This is a genomic window from Streptomyces sp. NBC_01571 (assembly GCF_026339875.1).
In the GTDB taxonomy this organism is placed as follows: Bacteria; Actinomycetota; Actinomycetes; order Streptomycetales; family Streptomycetaceae; genus Streptomyces.
On sequence record NZ_JAPEPZ010000001.1, the window covers coordinates 1,737,654 to 1,753,618 of the forward strand.

The following is a 15,965-nucleotide window of genomic DNA, read 5'->3' on the forward strand; positions in this document are numbered from 1 at the left end:
TGCCCGCAGGGCCAGTTGTTCACTCGCGGTTTCCGTACGCGCTGCGGCGCACCAGTAGTTGTGGCCTTGCACACCGGCCGAATCCGTCCCTGGAGGCGCATTCATGTCACACCGTACGCAAGGCCCCCTTCCGCTCCCCGGCCGCCGCAGCGTGCTGCGCGGCACGCTGGCCGCCTCGGCCGCACTGACACTGCCCACCGCGCTCGGCGCCGCCCCGGCGCTGGCCCTGTCCGGACGGCCGAAGGCCGGGTGGGGCGTCCAGGCCGGGGACGTGACCGCCGACTCCGGTCTGGTGTGGGTCCGTTCCGACCGGCCGGCCCGGATGATCGTCGAGACGTCCGCCACCGAATCGTTCCGCAACCCGCGCAGATGGCACGGTCCGCTGCTCGGCGCGGACACGGACTTCACCGGTACGACACGGCTGCGCGGGCTGCCCGCGGGCGAGCAGATCCACTACCGCGTCCTGCTCGCCGACGCCGACGACCCACGGCGTACCGGCGAGCCGGTGACGGGCACCTTCCGCACCGCACCCGCGAAGCGGCGTCGGGACGTGCGGTTCGTCTGGTCCGGCGACCTGGCCGGACAGGGCTGGGGCATCAACGAGTCGATCGGCGGCTACCGGATCTTCGACGCCATGGCGAAGGTGGACCCGGACTTCTTCCTGTGCAGCGGCGACAACATCTACGCCGACGGCCCGATCGCGGCCACCGCACCGCTTCCGGACGGCAGCGTCTACCGCAGCGTCACCACCGAGGAGAAGTCGCACGTCGCGGTCACCCTGGCCGACTACCGGGGCAACTTCCGCTACAACCTGCTGGACTCCGCGCTGCGCCGCTTCAACGCCCAGGTGCCGAACATCATCCAGTGGGACGACCACGAGGTCCGCAACAACTGGTACCCCGGGGAGGTCATCGGGACCGGCACGCCCTACCCGGCCGGTACCGCTCTCGACGACCTGGCGGTCCACTCCCGGCGTGCCTTCTCCGAGTACTTCCCGATCTCCACGATCAGCGGGCGCCCGGACGGCAGGATCTACCGGACCGTCCACCACGGCCCGCTCCTGGACGTGTTCGTGCTGGACATGCGCACCTACCGGAACGCCAACTCGCCCGACGGCCAGACCACCGACCCGCAGGGCATCCTCGGGCGTGCACAGCTGGAGTGGCTCAAGCGCGAACTGGCCGCGTCGCGCGCGGTGTGGAAGGTGATCGCCAACGACATGCCGCTCGGGCTGGTCGTGCCCGACCCGAACGAGGGCAAGCCGAACTTCGAGGCCGTCGCCCAGGGCGACCCGGGCGCTCCGCTCGGCCGCGAACTGCAGATCGCGGAGCTGCTCCGGTTCATCAAGCACCGCGGGATCACCGGAACGGTGTGGCTGACGGCCGACGTGCACCACACCTCGGCACAGCACTACCACCCGTCGCGGGCCGCGTTCAAGGACTTCGAGCCCTTCTGGGAGTTCGTCTCCGGACCGCTCAACGCGGGCGCCTTCCCGGCGAGCGCCCTCGACGGCACCTTCGGACCGGACCGGGTCTTCGTCAAGGCGCCGACGGCCTCCAACGTCTCGCCGGCCGAGGGCTACCAGTTCTTCGGTGAGGTCGACATCGACGGCGACAGCGGGGAGTTGACGGTGCGTCTGCGGGAACAGGACGGCAGCGTGCTGTTCACCCAGGTGCTCCAGCCGGGACGTGTGGGGCAGTAGCTCCACGGCCCCTCCATACTCCCGTACCCTCGACATGTCGGGTCGCGCACCGGAGTCATCCCCCGGTGCGCGCCCGCGTGGCCGCCCCCACGCGACGGGCCCGTCCCGGGCGGCGCGCCCGGGACTCGAGACCTCGCGCAGCGCACCCCCGCCCGGCTCCGAGCGCCAACCGCCGCTCCCCGCAGGCTTGCTGACCTTGCCTCAGATGATGCCTTCCGAGCTTCTCCCGGTCGCGGAGGTGCGGCCCTCCGGTCGCCGCCGGTTCGCCCGGCCGTTCGCCGTGGAGTCCGCCGAGCGGTCCGGGGCGCGAGGTGATCGCGTCCAGCTCGCGCAGACGGCTGACCGAGGTGACTCGTCCAATGGTGTGACACAGGCTCGTCGGCGCCGGACCGCACCGGCCCCGCGGTGGGCCGAATGACCAGGTGCGTAACTCAGGTGCTCCGAAGGAGGCAAAACAACCGCAAAAAGAACTACAAAAGGGATAGAAGGACACTTTACCGATCAGTCACAGACCGTTCGTGATCACGCAACACCACTCCTTCACAGTGGCTCCATGACTCCAGACATGTCTGATGTGACCCGTGCGAAGCACGGTCGTCCTGTGCACCACTGGCGGCGGGACCTCGTCGAGCTCGCCGCGCTGTTCACGGCCGTCGCGGTGGCGGACGCCGTCGCCAACCTGATCGGGCACGGCCCCGACGGGCCGGCCCTGCTGGTGATCTCGGCCGCCGCCCTGGTCGCCACGGCCGGATTCCACACCTGGTGGGCACGCCGCCACGGTCACGCGCCGCCGCCGGACCATACCGGTGCCCGGACGCCCGCCGACGGGCGGCGGTCCGGGCGGCCCGAGAAGGCCGAGGAGAGCGAGGAGGCCGAGGAGGCCAAGCGGTCCGGGGCGGCGCCGGAGGCCGCCGTCGGGGCGACCGTGCTGTGGCGGATGCGGACGACGGTCAAGGACGAGCCGGGTTCGCTGGCCGCGCTGTGCACGGCGCTGGCGCACCGGCAGGTCGACATCCTCAGCCTGCAGACACACCCGCTCGCGGAGGGAACGGTGGACGAGTTCCTGCTCCGCGCGCCCGCGGGGCTGGCCGCGTCCGAGATCACCCGCGCGCTCTCCCGGGCGGGCGGCACCGGCACCTGGATCGAGCGGGCCGACGCCCACGACCTGGTGGACGCGCCCACCCGCGTACTCGGCCTGGCCACGCGCACGGCTCTGGACGCGGCGGAACTTCCACTGGCCCTCCGGCAGTTGCTCGGACGGTGCACCATTCGTTCGCTGCCCGCCAGGTCTCCTGGGTCGGGCCGGGCGGAGGAAGGCGCGCCGGTCGAAGGAGCGCTGGAGGACACGGTGATGCGGTTGCGCGCACCGGAAGGTGGGGTGATCACCGTGGAGCGGCCGTACCTGCCGTTCACGCCGACCGAGTTCGCGCGGGCACGGGCCCTGGTCGAGCTGGACGCGCGCCTGGGTCCGCGTATCCCCAGGGGCCAGGACATGCTGACGCTGCCCGAGGGCAACGAGATCACCGTGCGCCGCGCCGACGTGTCCGACCTGGAGGCCGCGAAGGCGATGCACGAGCGCTGCTCGTCGCGCACGCTGACCATGCGGTACCACGGGCCGGTCGGGGACGCGGACCGCTATCTGAACCACCTGCTCAGCCCGCGCTTCGGCCGCACTCTCGCCGTCCGGACGCCGTCGGGGCGCATGGTCGGGCTCGGCCATCTCCTCTGGGACGGTGACGAGACCGAGATCGCACTGCTCGTGGAGGACGACTGGCAGCGCCGCGGTATCGGTGGCGAACTGCTCGGCCGTCTGGTGGCGATGGCGGTCGAGGCGGGGTGCGAGAGCGTGTACGCCGTCACGCAGGCCTCCAACACCGGGATGGTCGCCGCGATGCGGAGCCTCGACCTCCCTCTCGACTACCAGATCGAGGAGGGCACCCTCGTGATCACCGCGCGCCTGGACACGGCACCGGTGACGTCCCCGCTCCCGTACGTCCAGGGGCAGGAGCAGGGCCGGCACGGGTCACCGCGCGGTGAGCGGGTCACCCGGGACTAGGGCCACGACAGGCAGCCTTCCCCACCACCGGTCCTCGCACCTCTCGGGAGGCCCCGGGCACCTCGCCCGGGGCCTCACCCCGTCACCCGGTGGCCGAACCCGCGTGTTCCGCCCGCAGGTTCCGGCCCTCTCCCCCCGCCGTACGTACCTCCGTCGCGCGTCCCAGCGCGTCGTCCAGGTCGGCCCACAGGTCCTCGACGTCCTCCAGCCCGACCGACAGGCGCAGCAGGCGGTCGCTCACGCCCGCGCCGCGACGGTCGCCCTCGGCGACGATGCGGTGGCTGATGGACGCCGGGTGCTGGATCAGGCTGTCGACGCTGCCGAGACTGACCGCGGGGGTGATCAGCCGGACCCCGGCGATGACCTCGTGCGGGTCACCGTGCACCTCGAAGGCGATCATGGCGCCGCCGATCCGCGGGTAGTGGACGCGGGCGACGCGGGGGTCGGTGCCGAGCCGGCCGGCGAGTTCCGCGGCGCTCGCGGAGGCGGCCCGGACCCGTACCGGCAGGGTCGACAGTCCCCGCAGCAGCAGATACCCGGCCAGCGGATGCAGGACGCCACCGGTGGCGAACCGCACCTGGCGCAGCCGCCCGGCGAACTCCTCGTCGCAGGCGACCACTCCGGCCATGACGTCCCCGTGCCCGCCCAGGTACTTGGTGGCGCTGTGCAGGACCAGACGCGCGCCCTGCTCGGCGGGGCGTTGCAGCACCGGCGTGGCGAAGGTGTTGTCGGCGAGGAGCGGCACGGAACCGCAGGCGTGCGCGACGGCGCGCAGGTCGATCTCGGCGAGCGTCGGGTTGGCCGGGGACTCGACCATGACCAGTCCGGTGTCGGGGCGCAGGGCGTCCTCGATGCCCGCCGGGTCGACCCAGGTCACCTCGGAGCCGAGCAGCCCGGCGGTGAGCAGGTGGTCGCTGCATCCGTACAGGGGGCGCACCGCGACGACGTGGCGCAGGCCCATCGCGTTGCGTACGAGCAGGACGGCGCTCAGCGCGGCCATACCGCTGGCGAACGCGACCGCGCTCTCGGTTCCCTCGAGCCGGGCGAGGGCGGTCTCGAAGCGCGCGACGGTCGGGTTGCCGAGGCGGCCGTAGACGGGCGGACCCTCCGGTTCGGCGCCGTCGGCCGCGAACGCGTCGATGCGGGCGGCTTCGCCCCGGCTGTCGTACGAGGGATAGGTGGTCGACAGATCGATCGGTGCGGCGTGCAGCCCCTTCCGGGCGAGGTCCTCCCGCCCCGCGTGCACGGCCTCGGTGGCCAGAGCGCGCGTACGGGTGCGGGAATCACCCCGCGGGCCGGGGATCCCCGTGCCGGTGAGCCCGGGGCCGGTGAGCCCGGGGCCGCTGCCGGAACCGATGCCGGTGTCGCGCGTGCCGCGTATGTCCGCGTCCATGTCATCTCCGCCGAAGTCCATGCACAGCAGCCTGAACACCGACCGGGGACGCGGCGCCGGAACCCGTGTTACGTTCGGGCCATGGCCGATTCCGTCGTACTCGATCCGGTGGATCTTCATCTGCTGCGACTGCTGCAGAACGACGCCCGGACGACGTACCGCGATCTCGCCGCGCAGGTCGGGGTCGCGCCCTCGACCTGCCTGGACCGGGTGACGCGGCTGCGCCGCGCGGGAGTCATCCTCGGCCATCAGCTGCGGCTCGATCCGGCGAAGCTCGGCCGGGGCCTGGAGGCGCTGCTGTCCGTACAGGTCAGGCCGCACCGCAGGGAGCTGGTGGGTCCGTTCGTGGACCGGATCAGGGCGCTCCCGGAGTCGCGGACGGTCTTCCATCTCACCGGTCCCGACGACTACCTCGTGCAGGTCGCGGTCGCGGACATGGCCGACCTGCAGCGCCTGGTTCTCGACGAGTTCACCTCCCGGCGTGAAGTGGCCCGTGTGGAGACCCGGTTGATCTTCCAGCAGTGGGACTGCGGTCCGCTCCTGCCGCCTGCCGGGCCGGGAGCGACGCCCACAGCGAAATCGGGCTGATGCGGACCAAAAGCCCGCTGTGACGGGCTGACGTGACGCCTGTTCCCGTATGAGGATGTCGGCATGTCAGAGACGAAGAATCCGCTGCCCCGCGAGGTCGCCGACGCGTATGTCGACGACCTCATCGCCCTCGACCCGGTCCTCGGTACGTACCTCGGTGTGAAGGAGAGCGCAGGCAGGCTCCCTGATCCCTCGCCCGCGGGGCAGCAGGCCCTCGCGGAACTGGCGCGGGCGACTCTCGCCCGCCTCGACGAGGCGGAACGGCAGCCGGGCGCGGACAGCGATTCCGAGCGCCGCTGCGCGCGGCTGCTGCGCGAGCGCCTGACCGCCGAACTGGCCGTGCACGACGCCGAGGAGGGGCTGCGGGCCGTCGGCAACATGCACACCGCCGCGCACGCCGTCCGGCAGGTGTTCAGCATCGCGCCGACCGCGACGGACGAGGACTGGGCGGCGATCGCCGAGCGGCTGCGCGCCGTGCCGGCCGCGCTGGCCGGGTACCGCGAGTCCCTCGCCCTCGGCCTGGAGCGCAAGCTCTACGCGGGTCCACGCCCCACCGCGACCTTCGTCGACCAGCTCACCGAGTGGTCCTCCCCGGACGAGCACGGCCGCGCCTGGTTCGAGGACTTCGTGTCCGCGGGCCCCGACTCCCGGCGCGACGAGCTGGACACCGCCGCGCGGACGGCCACCCGGGCCCTGGTGGAGCTGCGCGACTGGATGCGCGACGTGTACGCGCCCACGATCCAGGGCGCGCCGAACACGGTGGGCCGGGAGCGGTACGCGCGCTGGGCGCGCTACTTCAACGGTACGGACCTCGATCTCGACGAGGCGTACGCGTACGGCTGGGCCGAGTACCACCGGCTGCTCGCCGAGATGAGGACCGAGGCCGAGAAGATCCTGCCCGGTGCCGGGACGCCCTGGGTGGCGCTCGCGTACCTGGACGAGCACGGCAGGCACATCGAGGGTGTCGACGAGGTCCAGACGTGGCTGCAGGGCCTGATGGACCAGGCGATCGACGCTCTCGACGGCACGCACTTCGAACTCGCCGAGCCGGTACGGAGGGTGGAGTCCCGGATCGCGCCGCCGGGCGGTGCCGCGGCTCCTTATTACACCGCGCCGTCGTCGGACTTCTCCCGGCCCGGCCAGACCTGGCTGCCCACGATGGGGCAGACCAGGTTCCCCGTGTACGACCTCGTCTCGACCTGGTACCACGAGGGCGTTCCCGGGCACCACCTCCAGCTCGCGCAGTGGGTGCACGTCGTCGAGGACCTCTCCCGCTACCAGGCGACCGTCGGCCTCGTGAGCGCCAACTGCGAGGGCTGGGCGCTGTACGCGGAGCGGCTGATGGACGAGCTGGGCTTCCTCGCGGACGCCGAGCAGCGCCTCGGCTACCTGGACGCGCAGATGATGCGCGCGGCCCGGGTGATCGTCGACATCGGTATGCACCTGGAGCTGGAGATCCCGGCGGACTCTCCCTTCCACCCCGGCGAGCGCTGGACGCCCGAACTGGCGGAGGAGTTCTTCGGCGCGCACAGCAGCCGGCCCGCGGACTTCGTCGAGAGCGAGCTGACCCGCTATCTCTCGATCCCCGGTCAGGCCATCGGCTACAAGCTCGGTGAGCGGGCCTGGCTGCAGGGCCGCGCGAACGCGCAGCGGCGCCACGGGGACGACTTCGACGCGAAGGCGTGGCACATGGCGGCACTGTCGCAGGGCTCGCTGGGCCTGGACGACCTGGTGGACGAGTTGTCCCGGCTCTGACCGCCACCGACGGCAGCCGGGCACGGACTCACGGCGGCTCGGTCCCCACAACCCGGGGCCATCGCCGGGGCCCGGCCGCCGTCGGCGGTCTCAGGCGGGCCGGGCGGATCCGCCCCCGCTCAACAGCCGCAGTCCTCCGCGCCCACGGGCGCTGTCAACGGGTCCGGCGCGTGCCGCTCCCGCCCCTCCCAGGTCTCGAACTCGAAGCCCTCACGCACCCAGTACTCGAAGCCGCCGAGCATCTCCTTCACCTGGAAGCCGAGTTCGGCGAGGGTGAGGGCGGCGCGGGTCGCGCCGTTGCAGCCGGGTCCCCAGCAGTAGGTGACGACGGGCACCGACCTGTCGAGGAGCCGCTCGGCCTGCTCGGCGACGAGCACGGTCGGCAGATGGATCGCGCCGGGTACGTGCCCCTGGTCCCACGACTCGGTGGAACGGGAGTCGAGGACGACGAAGCCGGGGTCCCCGCCGGCCGCGAGCGCGGAGGCGACGTCGGACACGTCGGCGTGGAAGGCGAGGCTCGCGCCGAAGTGGGCGGCGGCCTCGGCCGGAGAGGCCGGGGCGACGCGCAGCACGGCGTTCGTCGTGGCCGGCGGACCGCTCGTCAGGGATGCCACAGGTGTCACGGGTGTCAGGGGTCTCATGACCGGAAACCTACGTGTGGTGATCCCGTTCCTGAAGTGGTGATCCACGGCCTCCCTCTTGATCCGCCGGGGATCTCCCTGCTATTCCTCGCTGATGACCACGTATTCCCCGGACGCCACCGACTGGCGCATCCTCGACGTCCTCCAGCGGGAGGGAAGGGTCAGTTTCGCGGAGCTGGCCCGTGCCGTCTCGATGTCCGCGAGCGCGGTCACCGAGCGGGTGCGGCGGCTGGAGGAGGCAGGCGTCATCCAGGGGTACGCGGCCGTCGTGGCCCCGGAGAACATCGGCCTGCCGATCCTCGCCTTCGTCCGCCTGCGCTACCCGAACGGCAACTACAAGCCGTTCCATGACCTCGTCGACGCGACGCCCCAGATACTGGAGGCCCACCACGTCACCGGCGACGACTGCTTCGTCATCAAGGTCGCGGCCCGCTCGATGAGTCACCTGGAGGAGATCTCGGGCAGGATCGGCACGCTGGGTTCGGTGACGACGAGCGTCGTCTACTCCTCGCCGCTGCCCCGGCGCCCTCTGGGGCACTGACCCGGCGCACTGCCCCACCGACCAGGCACGGCGGTGACAACCCGGCGCACTGCCCCACCGACCAGGCACGGCGGTGACAACCCGGCGCACTGCCCCACCGACCAGGCACGGCGGTGTCGACCCGGGGCACTCGCCACGGGACCGGCGTCTCAGTCCTGGACGCCCCGCTGCCGTACGACCGATCCCGTTCTCCCCTTCACGACCTCCAGCTGAGCGTGGATACGGCGCCGCAGGTCGGCGACATGGCTGACGATGCCGACGCTGCGGTCGCGCTCCCGCAGCGAGTCGAGCACGTCGAGGACCTCGTCGAGGGTCTGGTCGTCGAGGCTGCCGAAGCCCTCGTCGATGAAGAGCGTGTCGAGCCGCACCCCGCCGGCCTCGTCCGTGACGACGTCCGCGAGGCCGAGGGCCAGCGCGAGCGACGCGAAGAACGTCTCGCCCCCGGAGAGCGTCGCCGTGTCCCGCTCCCGGCCGGTCCACGCGTCCACCACGTGCAGTCCGAGCCCGCTGCGGCCGCGGCCCGCACGGTCGTCCGAGTGGACGAGGGTGTAGCGCCCGGAGGACATGCGCTGAAGCCGTACGGTCGCCGCGGCGGCGACCTGTTCCAGGCGGGCGGCGAGGACGTACGACTCCAGGCGCATCCTGCGTTCGTTCTCCGCCGAGGTGCCCGCGGCCAGCCCCGCCATGCGCGCCACCCGGTCGTATTCCTCGCGCAGCGGTCCCAGGCGGCGTACGGACGTGGTCGCGCGCGCGGACAGCCGGTCCAGTTCGGCGCAGCGCCGGGCGGCCGCGTCCTGGGCGGAGGCGGCGTCCCGCAGCCGCCGGGCGGCGGCCTCGGCGGACCGTTCGGCCGCCCGCAGATCGACGGCCGGGCGCCGGGCCGCGGCGGTCGTGTCGGCCTCGGCGAGCACGGCGCGGACCGCGGCCTCCTCCGACTGCCAGGCGTCGAGACGGCGTTGCAGCTCTCGGTGGGCCGCGTTGTCGAGCAGCGCGGCGGCCGCGGCCTGTGGTGTGGAGAACCCGGCGCGGAAGGCCGCGTCGGCCAGGCGCGCGTCGGCGTCCTTGAGCCGCTGCGCGGCGTCCTCGGCCGCGCGGACGGCGTCCGCTGCCTCGGTGAGCAGGGCGGCCCGCCGCTCAAGCTGCGCGGCGCGTGCGGCGACACTCTCGGCGGCGCCCCGGGCCTGGGTCAACTCCTCCTCCAGCAGGGCCCGTTCGCGGTCGAGGGTGTCGCGGTGGGACACCCGGGCCGCGGCACGCAGTTCGGCCTTCTGCCGGGCGGCGACCCGTCGTTCGTGTTCGAGTTCGGCCTGGGCGAGACGCTCGCGGGCGGCGTGCAGCCCGGAGGCGGCGGCGCGTGCCTCGCCGTGCTCCCGCTCCAGTTCCGCTTCCTGCTCGGCGAGTCGATCGGTCGGTGTGTCGCCCGCCTCGGCGGAGGCGGCGGCGAGCGCCTCGCGTACGACGCCGAGCCGGCGCTCGTCCTCGGTCGCCTTCTCGTCGGCGCGCTGATGGACCGCGAGGGCGCGCTCCTCCGTCTCCCGGTCGACATGTCCGGCGATCTTCCGCGCGGGCGCCGGGTGTTCGGTGGCGCCGCAGACGGCGCAGGGATCCCCGTCGACGAGTCCGGCGGCGAGCTCCGCGGCGATGCCCTTGAGCCGCTCCTCCTTCAGGTCGAGCCAGTGGGCGCGCGTCTCCGTCGCGTGGGCGCGGGAGGTGAGAGCGCGCTCGTGGGCGTCGTCCGTGTCCCGGGCGAACTGGTCGCGCTCGCGGGCGGCCCGCAGCCTGGCCCGGGCGGGGTCGCGCCGCACGGCCAGCTGCTCGGCGCGGGTGGCGGCCTCCTGCGCGGTCTCGATGCGTGCCTGGAGGCCGGCGCGGGTGGTCTCCCAGGTGGCGAGCCAGCTCTCGGCGTCCTGCAGGACGTCCTCGTCGGCACGCTCCTGGCGGTCCAGGCCGGCGCGCTCTTCGGTGAGTTCGCCGAGCCGGCGCTCGGCCCGGCGGGCCGAGGCCAGGCCGCCCAGTTCCTCGGCCGCCCTGCGCGCGTCCGCCGCGAGCCCGGGGGCGCCGGCGTCGGCGAAGGACGCCGGGAGGGCGGCACGCGCGTGTGCCTCGGCCGTGACAGCGCGCCGGTGCTCGGCCTCACCCGCGTCACGCAGGTCGAGGGCGGGGGCCACCGCCTCGGCCTTGCGGCCCCGCTCCATGCGTTCCTGCGCCTCCCGGTGGGAGTCCGAGCGCTCCTCCAGCCGCGCGGCGCGCTCCCGCGCCTCGGTGAACCGGCGCTGCAGCCGGGCCACTTCCCGTACGTCGTCGAGTACGCGGTCGGCGGCGGCCTGCGCGGACTCGGCGGCCGACACCGCGCTGTGCGCGAGGGTCAGCCGCTCGCGGGCCGTGCCGCGGGCGACGGCGGCCCAGGCCAGGACGGCCTCGGCGAGGCCCGGGTCGCCGGGCGCGAGGTCGGGCAGTGCCACCTCCGCGATGTCCCCGGCGGCCTGCTGCATGCGGTGGGCGTCTGCGAGCAGCGCGGCGTCCCCGTCGCGCACCTCGGCCTCGGCGGCACGCCGGCGCTCGGTGAGGCGTTTCTCGACCTCGGCGAAGCGGTGGGTGTCGAAGAGGCGGCCGAGGAGCTTGCCGCGGGCCTCGGCGTCGGCCCGCAGGAAGCGGGCGAAGTCGCCCTGGGGCAGCAGCACGACCTGACAGAACTGCTCACGGCTCATGCCGAGCAGCTGGGTGATCTCCTCGCCGATCTCCTGGTGGGAGCGGCTGAGGTCCTTCCAGGTGCCCGCCGGTCCCTCGTACTCGCGCAGCCAGCTCTGGGCCTTTTCGGTGGTCGTGCCCGTGCCGCGCTTCTTCGGACGGGCCCAGGGGGGCTGCCGGGTGATCTCCATCCGGCGTCCGGCGACGGTGAGTTCGAGACGGATCTCGGTGCGGGTGGAAGGGGCCGCGTGATCGCTGCGCAGGGTGAGTCCCTGGCCGCTCTGGCGGGCGCCCGGGACCGCTCCGTACAGCGCGTAGCAGACGGCGTCGAGGACGGAGGTCTTGCCCGCGCCCGTCGGTCCGTGCAGCAGGAAGAGTCCGGCGGCCGACAGCTCGTCGAAGTCGACCTTCTGGGTGGTGCCGAAGGGCCCGAAGGCGGTGATGTCCAGACGGTGCAGCCTCATCGGCCCCCCTTGCTGTCGTCGAAGCGGTCCCCGCCGAAGTCGTCCCGGTCGGTGCGGACGGCGGGGAGGTGGGCGGCGTCGACGCCGGACCCGCGCGGTGGTGGTGTCACCGGGCGACCTCCCGTACGGCCTCGTCGGCGTGGACGGCGTCGAACGCGTCCCGCAGCACGGCCCGTTCCCGGGGGTCGGGACCCGTGCCGCGCACATGGGTCACGAAGTCCTCGGCGATCTGCTGTTCGCTGCGGCCCGCCAGCCGCCGGGCGTACGAGACGTCCGGGTCCTCGGGAGCCCGCTCGGGATCGAAGACCAGGCTGAGGGTGTGCGGGAAGCGCTCGGTCAGCCGGGCCATCGGCTCGGCCGGGCGCACCGGATCGGTGAGGGTGGCCTCGACCCACGCTTCCTCGTGACGCGTCAGCTCCGGGTCGGCGAGCAGGTCCTCCAGCCGCCCCCGGACGCGGGCGAGTGCCCGGGGCACGGGGCAGTCGACGCGTTCGGCGTCGAGCGAGCCGTCCGGGCCCAGGTCCACCAGCCACATGCTCTTGCGGTGGTCCGCCTCGGAGAAGGAGTACGGCAGCGGGGAGCCGGAGTAGCGGACCCGGTCGGTGATGGTCTGGCTGCCGTGCAGGTGGCCCAGCGCCACGTAGTCGACGCCGTCGAAGACTCCGGCGGGGACGGCGGCGACGCCGCCGACGGTGATGTCCCGCTCGCTGTCGCTGACCGCCCCTCCGGTGACGAAGGCGTGGGCGAGGACCACGGAACGGGTGCCCGGCGGCCGCGTGGCGAGGTCGGCGCGGACGCGGTCCATGGCGGCGGCTAGCACGGACTCGTGTCCGGCCCTGTCCACCCCGAACTCGTCCTTCACCAGGGCCGGTTCGAGGTACGGCAGGCCGTAGAGGGCGACGTCGCCGTGGGCGTCGCGGAGGACCACGGGCGTGCCGGCCGCGGAGGGCTCGGTCCGCAGGTGGATACCGGCCCGCCCGATCAGCCCGGCTCCGACGCCGAGTCGGCGCGCCGAGTCGTGGTTCCCGGAGATCATCACCGTGGGCACCCCGAGGTCGGCCAGCCGGTGCAGGGCGTCGTCGAAGAGCTCCACGGCCGCCAGCGGCGGGACCGCCCGGTCGTACACGTCCCCGGACACGACCACCGCGTCGACGCCGCGCTCGCGCACGGTCGTGACGAGATGGCCGATGAACCCGGCCTGGGCGCCGAGCATGGTCACCCGGTGGAATGCCCGGCCGAGGTGCCAGTCGGACGTGTGCAGAAGCCTCATGATCCCCGAGACTAACGGGCGGGTCGGACATCACGGGCGGCTACTCCCGTATCGGCCCGCGCTGCCCGTCTATGCGTCCCCGTACGCCTCTCCGCCCAGTTCGAACCCGGCCGTCCCGGCCGTCGCGTCCGCGAGCCAGGCCCGGAACGCCGTCACGTCGGCGTCCGGCAGTCCGACCTCGATCGTGACGGCCTCGCCGTAGCGCACGTCGCGCACCTCGCGCCCGGTGGCGCGCAGGTCGTTCTGGACCTTGCCCGCGCGCTGGTGGTCCACGGTGACCGTGGCCAGCCGGAAGCGTCTGCGTGTCAGTGTGCCGAGCGAGTCCAGCGCCTCGCCCACCGAGCCGCCGTACGCCCTGATGAGTCCGCCCGCGCCGAGCTTGACCCCGCCGTAGTAGCGAGTGACGACGGCGACGACGTACCGCATGTCGCGGCGGAGCAGCATCTGGAGCATGGGAACGCCCGCGGTGCCGCCGGGTTCGCCGTCGTCGCTCGCCCGCTGGACGGCGGCGTCGGCTCCGATGACGTACGCGTAACAGTTGTGGGTGGCGTCCGCGTGCTGCCTGCGGACGCCCGCGATGAAGTCCTGGGCCTCCTGCTCGGTGGCCGCCGGGGCGAGCGCGCACAGGAAGCGGGAGCGGTTGATCTCGGTCTCGTGCACACCCGCGCGGGCCACGGTGCGGTACTCGTCCTGCATCCGGCCAGCGTATGCGCTGCACGCGCGCGTGCCGGACGGCGCAGGCCGCGGGTGACGTCTTCCGGCGCGGTCGCCCCGGCGCGGGCCCTCGCGACGCCGTGGTGGATACTCGCTCCTCGTTGCCCGAAGCCGGACCGCCGGCCCGACCGATCGCGGGGAGATCGCAGCATGACCGGCACGCAGGTGGACAAGGCAAACAACGCGGACCCGGCCGGACCCGCGGATCGCGGGCCCTCCGCCGCCGCGCCCCGCTGGCGGGCGTGGCTCCTGGAGGGGCTCAGTGAGCAGTCGGCCCGGCACCCGGGCCCGCACGCCACCCCGGACACGGAACACCAGGGCCACACATGGTGGCGGGTGATGTGTCTCACCGGCGTCGACTACTTCTCCACTCTCGGCTACCAGCCGGGCATCGCCGCCCTCGCGGCCGGTCTCCTCTCCCCGCTCGCCACCCTCGTCCTGATCGCGCTGACCCTGCTCGGCGCGCTGCCGGTCTATCGCCGCGTCGCCAAGGAGAGCCCGCACGGCGAGGGTTCGATCGCGATGCTGGAGCGGCTGCTTCCCTGGTGGGCGGGGAAGGTCTTCGTCCTGGTGCTGCTCGGCTTCGCGGCCACCGACTTCCTGATCACGATCACCCTGTCCGCGGCGGACGCCTCCGCGCACGTCGTGGAGAACCCCTTCGCGCCGCACTGGACGCACGGCGCGAACATGTGGATCACCCTTCTCCTGGTGGCTGCGCTGGGCGCGGTCTTCCTGAAGGGCTTCAAGGAGGCCATGGGCATCGCCGTGGCGCTCGTGGCCACGTATCTCACCCTCAACGTCGTCGTCCTGGTCACCGCCGCCTGGCAGGTGCTGAGTCACCCGCACAAGGTCGGCGACTGGACCGACGCGATGACGGCGGAGCACTCGTCCCCGCTCGCGATGATCGGTGTGGCGCTCCTGGTCTTCCCCAAGCTGGCGCTCGGCATGTCCGGCTTCGAGACCGGTGTGGCGGTGATGCCGCAGGTCAAGGGCGATCCCACGGACACGTACGCGAAGCCGGCGGGCCGGATCCGCGAGACCCGCCGACTGCTCACCACGGCCGCCGTGATCATGAGCTGCTTCCTGCTGCTGTCCAGCCTGGCGACGACGATCCTGATCCCGCAGGGCGAGTTCGAGAGCGGCGGCTCGGCGAACGGCCGCGCGCTCGCCTACCTCGCGCACCAGTACCTGGGCGAGGGATTCGGCACGGTCTACGACATATCGACCATCGCGATCCTGTGGTTCGCCGGAGCCTCCGCGCTCGCCGGCCTCCTCAACCTCGTCCCGCGCTATCTGCCCCGCTACGGCATGGCTCCCGAGTGGACACGTGCCGTCCGTCCCCTGGTGCTCGTCTTCATGGCGGCCGCGGTGCTCATCACCGTGTGGTTCGACGCGAACGTCGACGACCAGAGCGGCGCGTACGCGACCGGTGTGCTGGTCCTGATGCTCTCCGCGTCGTTCGCCTCGGCGGTCGCCGTGCACCAGCGCGGCCACCGGGCCGCGGCGATCGGCTTCGGCGCGATCACCGCGGTGTTCGGCTACACGCTGGTCACCAACGTCATCGAGCGCCCCGACGGCATCAAGATCGCGCTGATCTTCATCCTGGCTATCCTGCTCACCTCGTTCGCGTCCCGCGTCCGCCGCGCCTTCGAACTGCGGGCCGCCGAGGTCACGTTCGACGAGGCGGCGGCCCGGTTCGTCGACGAGGCCGCCGCGAGCGGTCCGCTGCTGCTGATAGCGAACGAACCGCACGAGCACAGCACCCGGGAGTACCGCGCCAAGGAGTCCAGCCAGCGCGAGCAGACGCACATACCGGACGGCCGTCCCGTGCTGTTCCTCGAGGTGTTCGTGACCGACTCCTCGGACTTCACGGCCGACCTCGCCGTGCACGGCGACGAGAAGCACGGGGTGCGCAGGCTGCGCGTCGAGGGTGCCACCGTGCCCAACACCATCGCGGCCGTCATGATGCGGTTGCGCGACCGCACCGGCCAGGTCCCGCACGCCTACTTCAACTGGACCGAGGGCAACCCGATGAGCCATCTGGTCCGCTTCCTCGTCTTCGGCGACGGCGAGGTCGCCCCCGTCACCCGCGAAGTGCTCCGCCGCGCCGAGCCCGACCCGGAACGGCGGCCGCGCGTCCACGTGGGCTGATC

Annotated in this window: 11 protein-coding genes; 6 read left to right on the top strand and 5 right to left on the bottom strand. The window is 72.9% G+C overall.

Features of this window, described 5'->3' with window-relative positions; all coding sequences use genetic code 11:
* Nucleotides 1–103: 103 nt before the first annotated feature.
* Entirely contained in the window at nt 104–1,702 is a 1,599-nt protein-coding gene (locus OHB41_RS07930) for an alkaline phosphatase D family protein (RefSeq protein WP_266697244.1), read from the top strand.
* 565 nt (nt 1,703–2,267) lie between these two features.
* Nucleotides 2,268–3,758, top strand: a complete 1,491-nt coding sequence (locus tag OHB41_RS07935) for a GNAT family N-acetyltransferase (protein WP_266697245.1) — start codon at nt 2,268–2,270, stop codon at nt 3,756–3,758.
* A gap of 82 nt (nt 3,759–3,840) precedes the next feature.
* Here the strand turns inward: OHB41_RS07935 and OHB41_RS07940 are convergent, their stop codons facing one another.
* The gene (locus tag OHB41_RS07940; RefSeq protein ID WP_266697246.1) at nt 3,841–5,271 is read right to left on the bottom strand and encodes a trans-sulfuration enzyme family protein; all 1,431 of its coding nucleotides are present in this window, start codon (nt 5,269–5,271) and stop codon (nt 3,841–3,843) included.
* On the opposite strand from OHB41_RS07940, the gene OHB41_RS07945 reads away from it, so the two are divergent.
* Both OHB41_RS07945 and OHB41_RS07950 read left to right on the top strand, forming a co-directional pair.
* Nucleotides 5,233–5,739, top strand: a complete 507-nt coding sequence (locus tag OHB41_RS07945) for an Lrp/AsnC family transcriptional regulator (RefSeq protein WP_266697247.1) — start codon at nt 5,233–5,235, stop codon at nt 5,737–5,739. The genes OHB41_RS07940 and OHB41_RS07945 overlap by 39 nt on opposite strands.
* A gap of 63 nt (nt 5,740–5,802) precedes the next feature.
* The gene (locus OHB41_RS07950) at nt 5,803–7,494 is read left to right on the top strand and encodes a DUF885 domain-containing protein (protein WP_266697248.1); all 1,692 of its coding nucleotides are present in this window, start codon (nt 5,803–5,805) and stop codon (nt 7,492–7,494) included.
* Between the two features lie 119 nt (nt 7,495–7,613).
* Here the strand turns inward: OHB41_RS07950 and OHB41_RS07955 are convergent, their stop codons facing one another.
* Entirely contained in the window at nt 7,614–8,135 is a 522-nt protein-coding gene (locus tag OHB41_RS07955; protein WP_266697249.1) for a rhodanese-like domain-containing protein, read from the bottom strand.
* A 94-nt stretch (nt 8,136–8,229) separates the two neighbouring features.
* On the opposite strand from OHB41_RS07955, the gene OHB41_RS07960 reads away from it, so the two are divergent.
* Entirely contained in the window at nt 8,230–8,676 is a 447-nt protein-coding gene (locus tag OHB41_RS07960; RefSeq protein WP_266697250.1) for an Lrp/AsnC family transcriptional regulator, read from the top strand.
* 149 nt (nt 8,677–8,825) lie between these two features.
* Here OHB41_RS07960 and OHB41_RS07965 read toward each other — a convergent pair whose 3' ends face one another.
* The 3 genes from OHB41_RS07965 to OHB41_RS07975 all read right to left on the bottom strand — a co-directional run bounded on the left by OHB41_RS07965 (nt 8,826) and on the right by OHB41_RS07975 (nt 13,794).
* Complete coding sequence (locus OHB41_RS07965; protein ID WP_266697251.1) at nt 8,826–11,828, bottom strand: AAA family ATPase; 3,003 nt, start codon at nt 11,826–11,828, stop codon at nt 8,826–8,828.
* Nucleotides 11,829–11,934: 106 nt separating this feature from the next.
* On the bottom strand, nt 11,935–13,098 hold the full coding sequence (locus OHB41_RS07970; RefSeq protein WP_266697252.1) for an exonuclease SbcCD subunit D: 1,164 nt from the start codon (nt 13,096–13,098) through the stop codon (nt 11,935–11,937).
* A gap of 69 nt (nt 13,099–13,167) precedes the next feature.
* Nucleotides 13,168–13,794, bottom strand: a complete 627-nt coding sequence (locus OHB41_RS07975; RefSeq protein ID WP_266697253.1) for a YigZ family protein — start codon at nt 13,792–13,794, stop codon at nt 13,168–13,170.
* Nucleotides 13,795–13,962: 168 nt separating this feature from the next.
* On the opposite strand from OHB41_RS07975, the gene OHB41_RS07980 reads away from it, so the two are divergent.
* Nucleotides 13,963–15,963, top strand: coding sequence for an APC family permease (locus OHB41_RS07980; protein WP_266697254.1), 2,001 nt, complete (start codon nt 13,963–13,965; stop codon nt 15,961–15,963).
* Nucleotides 15,964–15,965: the final 2 nt, after the last annotated feature.